The 11,727-nt window shown below is 69.8% G+C and carries 12 protein-coding genes; 2 read left to right on the top strand and 10 right to left on the bottom strand.

Annotation, left to right across the window (positions count from 1 at the left end; genetic code table 11):
* Nucleotides 1–55: 55 nt before the first annotated feature.
* The 6 genes from HRU81_01175 to HRU81_01150 form a co-directional block, all read right to left on the bottom strand.
* On the bottom strand, nucleotides 56–700 hold the full coding sequence (locus HRU81_01175; GenBank protein ID QOJ30830.1) for a DUF502 domain-containing protein: 645 nt from the start codon (nucleotides 698–700) through the stop codon (nucleotides 56–58).
* A 68-nt stretch (nucleotides 701–768) separates the two neighbouring features.
* Entirely contained in the window at nucleotides 769–1,164 is a 396-nt protein-coding gene (locus HRU81_01170; protein QOJ30829.1) for a zinc ribbon domain-containing protein, read from the bottom strand.
* A 34-nt stretch (nucleotides 1,165–1,198) separates the two neighbouring features.
* A complete protein-coding gene (locus HRU81_01165; protein ID QOJ30828.1) occupies nucleotides 1,199–1,465 on the bottom strand; it encodes a zinc ribbon domain-containing protein in 267 nt (88 codons plus the stop codon).
* 38 nt (nucleotides 1,466–1,503) lie between these two features.
* Nucleotides 1,504–4,095, bottom strand: a complete 2,592-nt coding sequence (clpB, locus tag HRU81_01160) for an ATP-dependent chaperone ClpB (GenBank protein ID QOJ30827.1) — start codon at nucleotides 4,093–4,095, stop codon at nucleotides 1,504–1,506.
* 98 nt (nucleotides 4,096–4,193) lie between these two features.
* Nucleotides 4,194–4,622: a GFA family protein gene (locus HRU81_01155; GenBank protein ID QOJ30826.1), complete on the bottom strand. Its 429-nt coding sequence runs from the start codon at nucleotides 4,620–4,622 to the stop codon at nucleotides 4,194–4,196.
* A gap of 78 nt (nucleotides 4,623–4,700) precedes the next feature.
* A complete protein-coding gene (locus HRU81_01150; GenBank protein QOJ30825.1) occupies nucleotides 4,701–4,925 on the bottom strand; it encodes a tautomerase family protein in 225 nt (74 codons plus the stop codon).
* Between the two features lie 156 nt (nucleotides 4,926–5,081).
* On the opposite strand from HRU81_01150, the gene HRU81_01145 reads away from it, so the two are divergent.
* Nucleotides 5,082–6,656, top strand: a complete 1,575-nt coding sequence (locus HRU81_01145; protein ID QOJ30824.1) for a winged helix-turn-helix domain-containing protein — start codon at nucleotides 5,082–5,084, stop codon at nucleotides 6,654–6,656.
* 101 nt (nucleotides 6,657–6,757) lie between these two features.
* Here the strand turns inward: HRU81_01145 and HRU81_01140 are convergent, their stop codons facing one another.
* From HRU81_01140 to rluD, 3 genes are read right to left on the bottom strand one after another with little or no spacing between them, the layout of a single operon-like run.
* Nucleotides 6,758–7,390, bottom strand: coding sequence for a YkgJ family cysteine cluster protein (locus HRU81_01140; GenBank protein QOJ30823.1), 633 nt, complete (start codon nucleotides 7,388–7,390; stop codon nucleotides 6,758–6,760).
* Nucleotides 7,391–7,441: 51 nt separating this feature from the next.
* Entirely contained in the window at nucleotides 7,442–8,206 is a 765-nt protein-coding gene (gene pgeF / locus HRU81_01135) for a peptidoglycan editing factor PgeF (GenBank protein ID QOJ30822.1), read from the bottom strand.
* Nucleotides 8,188–9,177, bottom strand: coding sequence for a 23S rRNA pseudouridine(1911/1915/1917) synthase RluD (rluD, locus tag HRU81_01130; protein QOJ30821.1), 990 nt, complete (start codon nucleotides 9,175–9,177; stop codon nucleotides 8,188–8,190). Before rluD ends, pgeF begins: the two co-directional genes overlap by 19 nt.
* A gap of 121 nt (nucleotides 9,178–9,298) precedes the next feature.
* Between rluD and HRU81_01125 the strand changes: the two genes are divergently transcribed.
* Nucleotides 9,299–10,084, top strand: a complete 786-nt coding sequence (locus HRU81_01125) for an outer membrane protein assembly factor BamD (GenBank protein QOJ30820.1) — start codon at nucleotides 9,299–9,301, stop codon at nucleotides 10,082–10,084.
* An 18-nt stretch (nucleotides 10,085–10,102) separates the two neighbouring features.
* On the opposite strand, the gene HRU81_01120 is transcribed toward HRU81_01125, so the two are convergent.
* On the bottom strand, nucleotides 10,103–11,722 hold the full coding sequence (locus tag HRU81_01120; protein QOJ30819.1) for an NAD+ synthase: 1,620 nt from the start codon (nucleotides 11,720–11,722) through the stop codon (nucleotides 10,103–10,105).
* Between the last annotated feature and the right edge of the window lie 5 nt (nucleotides 11,723–11,727).

The following is an 11,727-nucleotide window of genomic DNA, read 5'->3' as shown; positions in this document are numbered from 1 at the left end:
CTTGGGGTGTCACTGTCTGGGCCTTGTCCGGATGCTGCCGCAAAGGCGGCGGATGTTAAGGAGAGGGTCTGGAGCGCGCAAGCATGGCCATTTTCTCGGCATCCCAGGCCGGCACCACGACCCCCAGGGAGACCACCATCTTGACGGCGGATTCCACGTCCATGTCGAGGAACACCACGTCGCGGCGGGGCACCAGCAGGATGAAGCCCGAGGTCGGGTTGGGCGTGGTCGGCACGAACACGCAGACCACCTCCTCGTGGGTGCGCGCCTGCACCTCGGCCAGTTCGGTGGCCGTCAGGAAACCGATGCTGTAGAGGCCCTTGCGCGGGTATTCGATCAGCACCACCTGCTTGAAGGACTGGCCGCTGTCGCCGAGGATCACCTCGGTGAAGCTCTTGGCCCCGCCGTAGATGGAGCGCACCAGCGGGATGCGTTGCAGGACGGCATCCCAGCCGCGCAGCAGTCGCCGGCCGACCAGGTTGGCGGCCAGCATGCCGGTGAGGTACACCACCAGCCCGGACAGCACGATACCCAGGCCCGGGATGCGGAAGCCGATCAGGTACTCGGGGCGGAAATGCTCCGGCAGCAGGACCAGCGTCTCGTCCATGAGGTCGACGATGAGCTTGAGGATCAGGAAGGTGACGCCGACCGGGATCCAGACGAGGAGCCCCGCCACCAGGTAACGTTGCGCGGGTTTCATGAGGGGCTGCGGAACCGGGGAAAGCGGCTGCTATGGTCGCGCATGCGGCGGCGGCCGGCAACCCGGGTTCAGTCGGCTGCCGCAGCCTTGCCGCCCGGGGACTTCTTCGCCCTGGCCGGCGTCGCCTTTGCCGGCTTGTCGGCCTTGCCGGCCCCGGCTTCGCCGGCCTTGGGCGCCGGCGCGGCCTTGGCGCTGTCGCCATCCTTGCCGGCGTCGGTGGCGGCGGTGTCCGCGGCAGGGCTGGCTTCGGCGCCATCCGCCAGCCGCTTCTTCCTGTCCTTGTCGGTCTTGAAGTCGGTCTCGTACCAGCCGGTGCCCTTGAGGCGGAACTGCGGCGCCGAGACCAGGCGCTTCAGGCGCATCGCGCCGCACTCCGGACATTTGCGCAGCGGGCCGTCACTGACCTTCTGCAGCGCATCGAATGCATGCCCGCACTTCTGGCAGGCGTATTCGTAGATCGGCACGGGTCGTTCCTCAGCCAGGGGCCGCCAGCGCGGCTCAGTGCTTGTGGCCGCAGCCCGGGCCGTGGCTGTGCGTATGCCCGCCGTGGGAATGGGAATGGCCATGGTCGTGGGAAGGGGCCGATGCCTGCTTCCTGGCCCCTTCCTTGTGCTTGCCCTTGACCTGGAAGGCCGGCGTCGACACCAGCTTCTCCAGCGCGGCCTTGCCGCATTCCGGGCATTTCCTCAGCGGCGCCTCACCGAGCTTCTGGAGGGCGTCGAAGCTGTGGCCGCACTGCGTGCAGCGGTAATCGAATATCGGCATGTCCCATCCTTGCTGTGTCGTGTCCTGCGCGCGGGCGCCTAGGCGGCCGCGCTCTTGCTGCTGCGGAATACCAGATTGCCGTCGGCGACGTCCACCGCCACGGTGTCTCCCGGCCCGAAGCGCCCCTTCAGTATCTCCTGAGCGAGGGGGTTTTCGATACGGGTCTGGATGGCCCGCTTCAGCGGTCGGGCACCGTAGACGGGGTCGAAGCCGGCCTCGGCCAGCTGGTCGAGGGCCTGGTCGGACAGCGTCAGGGTCATGTCGCGCTCGGCCAGCCGCTGGCGCAGGTAGCCGAGCTGGATGCCGGCGATCTGGCGCAGCTGCTTCGCCGACAGCGGGTGGAACACCACGATGTCGTCCACGCGGTTGATGAACTCGGGGCGGAAGTGGCCGGTCACCTCCTCCATGACATCTGCCTTGATGCGCTCGTAATTGCCCTCGGCCGCCAGGCGCTGGATGCGCTGCGTGCCGAGGTTGGAGGTCATGACGACCACGGTGTTGCGGAAATCCACGGTGCGGCCCTGCCCGTCGGTGAGCCGGCCGTCGTCGAGCACCTGGAGCAGCACGTTGAAGACGTCCGGGTGCGCCTTCTCGACCTCGTCGAGCAGGATCACCGAATAGGGCTTGCGGCGCACGGCCTCGGTGAGGAAACCGCCCTCCTCGTAGCCGACGTAGCCCGGCGGCGCGCCGATCATGCGCGCCACCGAGTGCTTCTCCATGAATTCCGACATGTCCAGGCGCACCAGCGCCTCCTCGGTGTCGAAGAGGAAGGTGGCCAGCGCCTTGCAGAGCTCGGTCTTGCCCACGCCCGTGGGGCCGAGGAACAGGAACGAGCCGTTGGGGCGGTGGGGATCGGCAAGCCCCGCCCGGGAACGGCGGATGGCATCGGACACCGCCTTCACGGCCTCGTCCTGCCCGACCACGCGCTCGCGCAGTGCCTCCTCCATGCGCAGCAGCTTCTCGCGCTCGCCCTCGAGCATCTTCGCCACCGGGATGCCGGTCCACTTCGAGACCACCTCGGCGACCTCCTCCTCGGTGACCTTGTTGCGCAGCAGGCGGCTCTCCTTCTTCTCGGCGGCCAGGGCCTCGGTGAGGCGCTTCTCCAGCTCGGGGATGCGCCCGTACTGGATCTGCGACATGCGCCCGAGGTCCTGTGCACGGCGCGCGGTCTCGAGGTCGCGCCGCGCCTGCTCGAGTTCCTCCTTGATGCTGGCCTCGCCCTGCACCGAGGCCTTCTCGGCCTTCCACACTTCCTCGAGGTCGGCGTACTCCTTCTCCAGCTCGGCGAGCTGGCTCTGGAGATCGGCGAGGCGCTTGCGCGAGGCCTCGTCGGATTCCTTCTTCAGCGCCTCGCGTTCGATCTTCAGCTGGATGATGCGCCGGTCGAGGCGGTCCATCTCCTCGGGCCTGGAATCGATCTCCATGCGGATGCGCGAGGCGGCCTCGTCCACCAGGTCGATGGCCTTGTCGGGCAGCTGGCGGTCGGCGATGTAGCGGTGCGAGAGCATCGCCGCGGCGACGATGGCGGGGTCGGTGATCTGCACCTTGTGGTGCACCTCGTAGCGCTCCTTCAGGCCGCGCAGGATGGCGATGGTGTCCTCCACCGTCGGCTCGTTGATCATCACCTTCTGGAAACGGCGCTCCAGCGCGGCGTCCTTCTCGACGTACTGGCGGTACTCGTCGAGCGTGGTGGCGCCCACGCAGTGCAGCTCGCCGCGGGCGAGCGCGGGCTTGAGCATGTTGCCGGCATCCATCGAGCCCTCGGCCTTGCCGGCACCGACCATGGTGTGCAGCTCGTCGATGAACAGGATCACCTGGCCTTCCTGCTTCGCCAGATCGTTGAGCACCGCCTTGAGGCGCTCCTCGAACTCGCCGCGGAACTTGGCACCGGCGATCAGCGCACCGAGGTCGAGCGTCAGCACGCGCTTGTCCTTCAGGCCCTCGGGCACCTCGCCGTTGACGATGCGCTGTGCCAGGCCCTCGACGATCGCCGTCTTGCCCACGCCGGGCTCGCCGATCAGCACCGGGTTGTTCTTGGTGCGCCGCTGCAGGATCTGGATGGTGCGGCGGATCTCGTCGTCGCGGCCGATGATGGGATCGAGCTTGCCCTGCGCGGCCCGCTCGGTCAGGTCGATGGTGTACTTCTCCAGCGCCTGGCGGGCTTCCTCGGCATTGGGATCGTCCACCTTCGCGCCGCCGCGCAGTTCGCCGATGGCCTTGTCCACCGCGCCCTTGACCGCACCGGCCTCGGCGAGGATGCGGCCGAGCGTGCCCTTGTCGCCGCAGGCGGCGAGCAGGAACAGCTCCGAGGAGATGTACTGGTCGTCACGGTCCTGCGCCAGCTTGTCGGCCAGGTTGAGCAGCTTGCCGAGTTCATTGGAAACCAGCACCTCGCCGCCGGTGCCCTCCACGCGGGGCAGGCGGTCCAGGGCCTCGCCGAGCCGCGAGCGCAGCAGGCTCAGGTTGGCGCCGGCCTTGGCGAGCAGCGGCCGCACCGTGCCGCCCTGCTGGTCGATGAGCGCCAGCATGACGTGCAGCGGATCGATGAACTGGTGGTCGCGCCCGACCGCGAGCGACTGCGCGTCCGACAGGGCGAGCTGGAACTTGCTGGTCAGTTTGTCCATCCGCATGGGGCGGGCTCCGGGTAACGCATCGTGCCCAGAACATGGGGCCCCGCCGGCGGATTTTCAACGGCTGGCGCGCGGGCGGCCAGGACGGCGCACCGCGACTATTCCGGCAGCATCTGACCCGAGCCACCCAGCTCCGCCGGGAAGTCCCTGAGTTTCGGCAGCCCGTCGCGGATCCGCAGCACGGCTTCCGCGTAGTTGACGTGGACGCCGGGCCTGAACGGCACGGCGGGGATCGTCGCCGCGAAGACGTCGGTCAGGCCTAGCGCCGGATGCTCGGTGAGCAGGTGGCCGCCACAGCGCGTGCAGTACTGGCGGTCGCTGCTCCCCGACTTGTTGTAGCGGCCGACGAACCCGGCGCCCCGGGTGATCCTGACGTTGGCCGGCTTCCACAGCGTGAAGGCATTGACCGGGCCGGCCGACCAGGACCGGCAGGATTCGCAATGGCAATAGCCCATCGCCTCCGGGGTGCCGGTGACTTCCACCGACACGGCACCGCAGAAGCAACCACCGGTGTGCTTTTCAGACATGTCATGCTCCTCATTCAGGCTTGTCAGGGGGATTCCCGGGAGCACCTGCGCCAGAGCCGCCGGTGCCCCCGGGGCTGCTCAGGCCGCCCTGCCGGCGGCGAGTGCGTGGACGTCCGATGCCGCGAGGGCCTTGCCGCCGATGGCCCAGTCCCCGCCCTCGAACTCCTTGATGCGGACCCAGGTGACCGGGCGCATGTTCTCGCCCTCGACCTCGATCATCGCCTTGGTGACCTTGTCGATGAGCTCGCGCTTCTGCTTCGGCGTGAAGGCGTCCTTGATGACGTCGATGGTGACCAGTGGCATGTCGCTTCTCCTTCCAGGCTGGTTGCCGGCGCCGGAACCATTCCGTCGCCCGTGATGCCAGCGTGGCGGTTCGCGGCCGCGGATGCTTGGACATCCCATGGAGAAGTCATGGAGATTTCTGGGACTTTGCCCGGGTGCGGGCTATGCTGCATCCCCATGATCTACCGCTTCGCCGGCTTCGAGCTGGACATCGCCAGGGCGGAGCTGCGCGCCAATGGCGGGGTCCGGCCGCTGGAACCGCAGGTCTTCGCCCTGCTCGCGCTGCTGGTCGAGAACCGCGAACGCCTGCTGTCCCGCGACGAGATCATCGAGAAGGTATGGGATGGGCGCGTGGTGTCCGATGCGGCCGTCGCCAGCCGCATCAAGTCGGTGCGCCAGGCACTGGGTGACGACGGCAAGGCGCAGCGCTTCATCCGCACGGTGCAGAGGAAGGGTTTCCGCTTCGTCGCCGAGGCCAGCGTCTTGCGCGGTACCGCCATGGCGCCGGGCAACGGCCCGGCTGCGACGGCGGGCCACGGCGACGTGCTGCCTGCGACGGAGATGGCCAGGCCGTCGATCGCCGTGCTGCCGTTTCGTCTCGCCGGCAGCCCGGGGCCGTACGCGGCCATCGGCGACGCGCTGGCGGACGAGCTGATCATCGACCTGGCGCGCCTGCGCTGGCTGTTCGTCACCGCCCGTGGTTCCGCCTTCCGCCTGCGCGAGCCGGATGCGGACATCGGCGCCATCGGCCGTGTGCTCGGCGTGCGCTACTGCCTGCACGGAACGGTCGAAGTCGCCGGCACCCGCTTGGGCGTCGCGGCCAGCCTCGTCGATACCCGCAACGACGGCATCGTCTGGGCCGAACGCTTCTCCCGGGCGATCGATGACGTGGACCAGCTGCTGGCCGACATCGGCGCACAGATCCTCGCCTCGCTGGAGGTGCAGATCCCGCTGCACGAGGCCGCGCTGGCGCGATCCACGGCGATCGGCAATCTCGACGCCTGGTCGGCCTATCACCTTGGCCTGCAGCACATGTACCGCTTCAACCGCGAGGACAACGCGGCCGCGACCGCGCTGTTCCAGCAGGCGGTAGCGCTGGATCCGCGCTTCGCGCGCGCGCATGCCGGCCTGTCGTTCGTGCATTTCCAGACGGCGTTCATGCGCCACTCGAACGACGTCGCGGGCGAGACCCGCCTCGCGCGGCGTTTCGCCGAGCGTGGCCACGAGCTCGATCCGCTGGATCCCTTCGTCAGTTTCACCATGGGGCGCAGCTTCTGGCTCGATGGCGACCTCGCGAGCGCGCTCGCCTGGCTCGAGCGGGCGACGGCGATCAGTCCCAACTATGCGCAGGGCATCTACGCACGGGCCTGGACCGAGACGCTGGCGGGGCAGGGAATCGACGGCCGCCGCCATGTGGACCTGGCGATGCGCCTGAGTCCTCTCGATCCGCTGTACTACGCGATGCTGGGCACCCGCGCCTTCACGCACACGGTGCTGGGCGAGGATGCCGAGGCCGCGGCCTGGGCCGAGCGGGCGGCGCGATCGCCGGGCGCGCATGTGCTGATCGCCATGATCGCCGCCGCCGCCCACAGCCTCGCCGGGGACCACGCCCGCGCCGTCGCCTGGGCAGCCAATGTGCGCGAGCGCAACCCGGCGCTGACCCGGCAGGACTTCTTCCGTGCGTTCCCGATACGGGTCGAAACAGCCAGGCAGCGGGTTGCGGATGCGCTGCTGCGCCTGGGGCTGCCCTGACCGGGAGATGGCAGCCACGGAACTGCATTACCGGCCTCCGCCGGGCCCGCGGCGGTACCCGGCGATGGCCTGGCGCAACCGAAACCGTAACACCGGCACCGCTACGCGCGGATGATGGCTCGCGCGGTTTCGGTGTCCGGGCGGGAGGTGGTCGCGGCATCGAGGAACACGGCGTGAGCCTTCAGCGCCAGCACGGCGATGCCGGTGGGTGCTGTGGGCGCGCAGTGGCCGGGGAAGGCCTGCCAGCGGTCGCGGATGAAGGCAGCGGCGGCGCGCACGGCAGCGTGGGCCCGCCGCGCATCGTCATCCCGGTAGCTGAAGCGCCAGGCACGGACACGCTGGTTGATGACGCGCCGTTCCGGCCCTCCGGCCTCGATGCCAGCGGCGGCGAAGATCCGGCAATCGTAGTCGCGGCAGGTCTGCGGCCGGTCGGCGTAGATGCTGCAGCGTCCGGCGTCGAGCATCGGGCATTCGCCCGTAGGCCCGTAGCCGAGCATGAGGTGGCCGGCTTCCTGCCCCGGGGCATCGACGAGCGCGGCGGGCGGCACCCTCGCGCGGGCCGCATGGTCCCCGGGGCGCAGCGGAATGAAATAGGACGACACGCAGCAACCGACGCAGTCGCCACAGGGAACCTCGGCCCCGCCGTCGCCACGCAGGCAGGCCAGCGTGGCCAGCAGCCATGCGCCGAACTCGCCCGCATCGATCGTCTCATCCTCGGCCTGTGGCGTCGTCATGACCAGGGCGGAACCGGGAAAAATATGTCAGGCACCAATTACTGGCACCAATTATTCTTCGAGCCAGACCAGCGTGGCCTGGCGGCCGCAGTTCCCGTCGCGGCGATGGGAGAAGAAGCGCTGCGGGTCGGCGTGGGTGCACAGACTGCCACCGTAGACGCGGCGGACGCCCGCCGCCGCGAGCCGCTGCCGGGCGAGACCCGGCAGGTCGAGCTGCCAGCGGCCGCCTGCATTGGCCGTGAAGCCGCTGGCGGCCCGCGGATCGCCGGCGAGGAATGCGGTGCGGACCTCGTCGCCGACTTCATAGGCCGCCTTGCCGATGGCCGGGCCGATCCAGGCCAGCAGGTCGCCGGCCTGCACGCCGCTCGCCACCAGTGCCGCCACCGTGGCTTCCAGCACCCCGGCAGCCAGCCCGCGCCAGCCCGCGTGGGCCGCGGCGACCCGGCTGCCGGCCGCGTCGCAGAACAGCACGGGCAGGCAATCGGCGGTCAGGACCACGCAGGCTGCAGAGGGCATCGATGCGACCATGGCATCGGCCTGCGGCAGCAGCCCCGCGCCGCCAGCATCGGCCACCGCGGTGCCGTGCACCTGGCGCAACCAGCACGGCGCGGTGGCCAGGCCCAGCGCATGCGCCAGGCGGCGGCGATTCTCCGCCACCGCAGCCGGGTCATCCCCGACGTGGTCGCCGAGGTTGAGGCTGGCATGCACACCCCTGCTGACGCCACCGCGGCGCGTGGTCGCCACCGCCCGCACCCGCCGGGGCGCGGGCCAGTCCGGCTCGACCAGCTCGATACCGGTCACAGCGCCCTGGGCCATGCCAGCGCTTCCAGCTTCGCGGCCGCCGTGGTGGAGCCGGCCAGTGCCGCGAGCACCGAGCGCATATCCGCCGGCAGGGGCGCGGCGAACTCCAGCCACTCGCCGCTGGCCGGGTGGCAGAAGCGGATGGCGCAGGCATGCAGCGCCTGGCGCCGGAAGCCGCGCAGGGCCTCGATCAATCCGGGCGCCGCGCCGGCCGGAATGCGCGGCCGGCCACCATAGGTCGGGTCGCCGAGGATCGGGTAGCCGATATGGGCCATGTGCACGCGGATCTGGTGGGTGCGCCCGGTCTCCAGCCTCACCGCGATGAAACTGTGCGCGACGAAGCGGGCCAGTACCCGGTAGTGCGTGACGGCAGGCCGTCCGCCGCCGGTGACAGCCATGCGGATGCGCTGCGTCGGATGCCGGCCGATGGGCGCATCCACGGTGCCGCCGGCGGTCATGACGCCGTTGACCACGGCCCGGTATTCGCGCGTGATCTCCCGCTCCTGCAGGTCGCGGGTCAGCCGCGTGTGGGCCGCCAGCGTCTTCGCCACGAGCACCAGGCCGCTGGTGTCCTTGTCGAGGCGATGAAGCAGGCCGCTGCGCGGCAGGGCCGCCAGTGCCGGGGCGTGCCGTCGCAGGCCGTTTTCCAGCGTCGCGTCCGGGTTCCCGGCGCCCGGGTGGACCACCAGGCCGGCGGGCTTGAGCACCACCAGGACATCGTCGTCCTCGTGCACCACTTCGAAGGGCACGTCCTGCGCCGCCACGGCCGTCCGGGCCTGCACGCTGGCCCGCAGGTCGACCTGCTGGCCGGTAGCGACCCGGGTGCGCGGCTCCGCAGCAGCGCCGTCGAGCAGCACGCAGCCGCCGAGGATCCACTCCTTGATCCGCGAGCGCGAATAATCCGGCAGGAGTTCCGCCAGGGCCTGGTCCAGGCGCCGGCCGGCCTGCTCCTCCGGGATGCTGACGTTGTGGTGGATGACGTCCATGGTGTGCAGATTGTATGCGGACCGCCGGCCGTCAGCGCCCGGCGGCCGTGGGCTATACTGCGCAGCCTCGAACCCAGGCCATCCCCGCAAAGGTACCCGCGCCTTGTCCCTGTCAGCCGTCATGCCCCGCCTGCGCCTGCCGGCCTTGCTGCTGCTGGCCCTGCTGGCCCTGGCCGGCTGCGCCAGCGACAACGAGCGCGACATGAAGTCCGGCGCCGACCAGCTCTACGACAGGGCGCAGTCGGCCATGGACAGCGGCAACTTCCGCAATGCCATCACCTATTACGAGACGCTGGCCGCGCGCTTTCCGTTCAGCAACCAGGCCAAGCAGGGCCAGCTCGACCTGATCTATTGCTACTACATGAACGGCGAACCGGAATCCGCCATCGATTCCGCGAGCCAGTTCGAGCGCGAGAATCCGACGCATCCGCGCGTGGACTACGCGCTGTACATGCGCGGTCTCGCCAACTTCACGGGGCAGTCGAACGCCATCTACCGGTTCTTCGACGTGGACCTGGCGCGCCGGCCGCCGGACAAGGTGCGCGAGTCCTTCTCGGCGTTCGCGCAGCTGGTGCAGCGCTACCCGAAGAGCCGGTATGCGCCCGACGCGCGCCAGCGCATGGTGTTCCTGCGCGAGCGGCTGGCCGAATACGAGAACGACGTGGCCCGCTATTACTACAAGCGCGGCGCCTATCTCGCCTCGCTCGACCGCGCCAGGTTCACCATGGAAAGCTACGACGGCGCACCCGCGGTCGCCGAATCGCTGCGCATCATCATCGATTCCTACCGGGCGCTGGGCATGACCGACCTCGCCGACAGCAGCCGCGAGGTGCTGGCCGCCAATTTCCCCGAGGCCGCCAGCAAGCAGGCGAAGGAAGAAGAGAAGCCCTGGTACCGCTTCTGGTAGTGCGGCAGCGGCAGCCGGTCAGCGGTATCCCGAGGTGATCGGATAGCGCCAGTCACGGCCGAAGGCGCGGCTGCTGATGCGCACACCCGGGGCGGCCTGGCGACGCTTGTACTCGGCGCGCCGCACCATCTCCACGACGCGCGCCACCACCGCCGGGTCGAAACCCGCGGCGGAGATGTCGGCCACCGAGCGGTTCTCCAGCATCAGCGCATCGAGTATCGGGTCCAGCACCGCATAGGGTGGCAGCGAGTCGCTGTCCTTCTGGCCGGGACGCAGCTCCGCGGAAGGCTCCCGGGTGATGACGCGCTCCGGAATCACTGCCCCGATGCCGTTGCGGTACCTGGCCAGGCGGTAGACACGCGACTTGGTGCAGTCCTTGATGGGCGCGAAGCCGCCGGCCATGTCGCCGTAGAGCGTGGCATAGCCCACGGCCATCTCGCTCTTGTTGCCGGTGGCGAGCACCATGCGGCCGGTCTTGTTGGAAATGGCCATGAGCAGCATGCCGCGGCAGCGCGACTGCAGGTTCTCCTCGGTGGTGTCCTCGGGCCTGCCGGCAAACAGTTCCGCCAGCGCCGCACGCGCCGTGCCCACCATGGCCTCGATGGGGATCACCTCGTAGTCCACCGCCATGGCACGGGCCTGGGCCTGCGCATCCTCGAGACTGATGGCGGCGGTGTAGCGGTAGGGCATCATCACCGCCTGCAGTGCCGGCGCACCCAGCGCATCGACGGCGATGGCCAGGGTGAGGGCGGAGTCGACGCCGCCGGAAAGGCCGAGGACGGCGCCTCGGAAACCGTTCTTGCCGACGTAGTCGCGCACACCGAGCACCAGCGCGCCGTAGACGCTGGCATCGTCGGCGAGCAGCGGCTCGACCTGCCCTGGCAGTGCCTGCAGGCGCCCGTCGCTGCGTGCCAATGCACAGGAGTAAAGGCCGGCCTCGAAGGCCGGCGCGCGCATGCGCACGCTGCCGCCGGCATCCACCAGGCAGGAGCCGCCGTCGAATACCAGCTCGTCCTGCCCGCCCACGAGGTTGGCGTAGGCGATGGGCAGGCCGGTCTCGCGCGCGCGCCCGGCCAGCACGGCTTCGCGCTGCGCCTGCTTGCCCACCTCGAAGGGCGAGCCGTTGGGCACGACGATGAGCTCGGCACCGGCGTCCCGCAGGGCGAGGCAGGGGCCGGCCGTCCACAGGTCCTCGCAGATGCCGATGCCGATGCGCACGCCGGACAGCGTGGCGACCACCGGGCCGTCGCCCGGCTGGAAGTAGCGCTTCTCGTCGAAGACGCTGTAGTTGGGCAGCAACTGCTTGCGATAGTTGGCGAGGAGCCGGCCGTCGGCGAGAAGCGCGGCGGCGTTGTAGACCGCGCCCCCGGCATACTCGGGGTAGCCCACCAGAACCGCAATGCCGGTGGCCGCTGCGCGCACTTCCGCGAGGGCGTTGGCCACCTGGCGACGCAGGCCGCCGTGGAGCAGCAGGTCCTCGGGCGGATAGCCGCAGAGCGCCAGCTCGGGAAACACCACGAGGTCGGCACCCGCTTCGCGCGCCGCGGCGATGGCGGCGGTGATCCGCCGGACATTGCCGGGCACGTCGCCAACCAGCAGGTTGACCTGCGCGAAGCTGACATTGAAGGTGCCGGTCATACGGT

The sequence above is a fragment of the Gammaproteobacteria bacterium genome (genome assembly GCA_015709695.1).
In the GTDB taxonomy this organism is placed as follows: Bacteria; Pseudomonadota; Gammaproteobacteria; order Steroidobacterales.
Note: the sequence above shows the minus strand (reverse complement) of the source record. Positions and strands in the feature narration are given on the sequence as shown.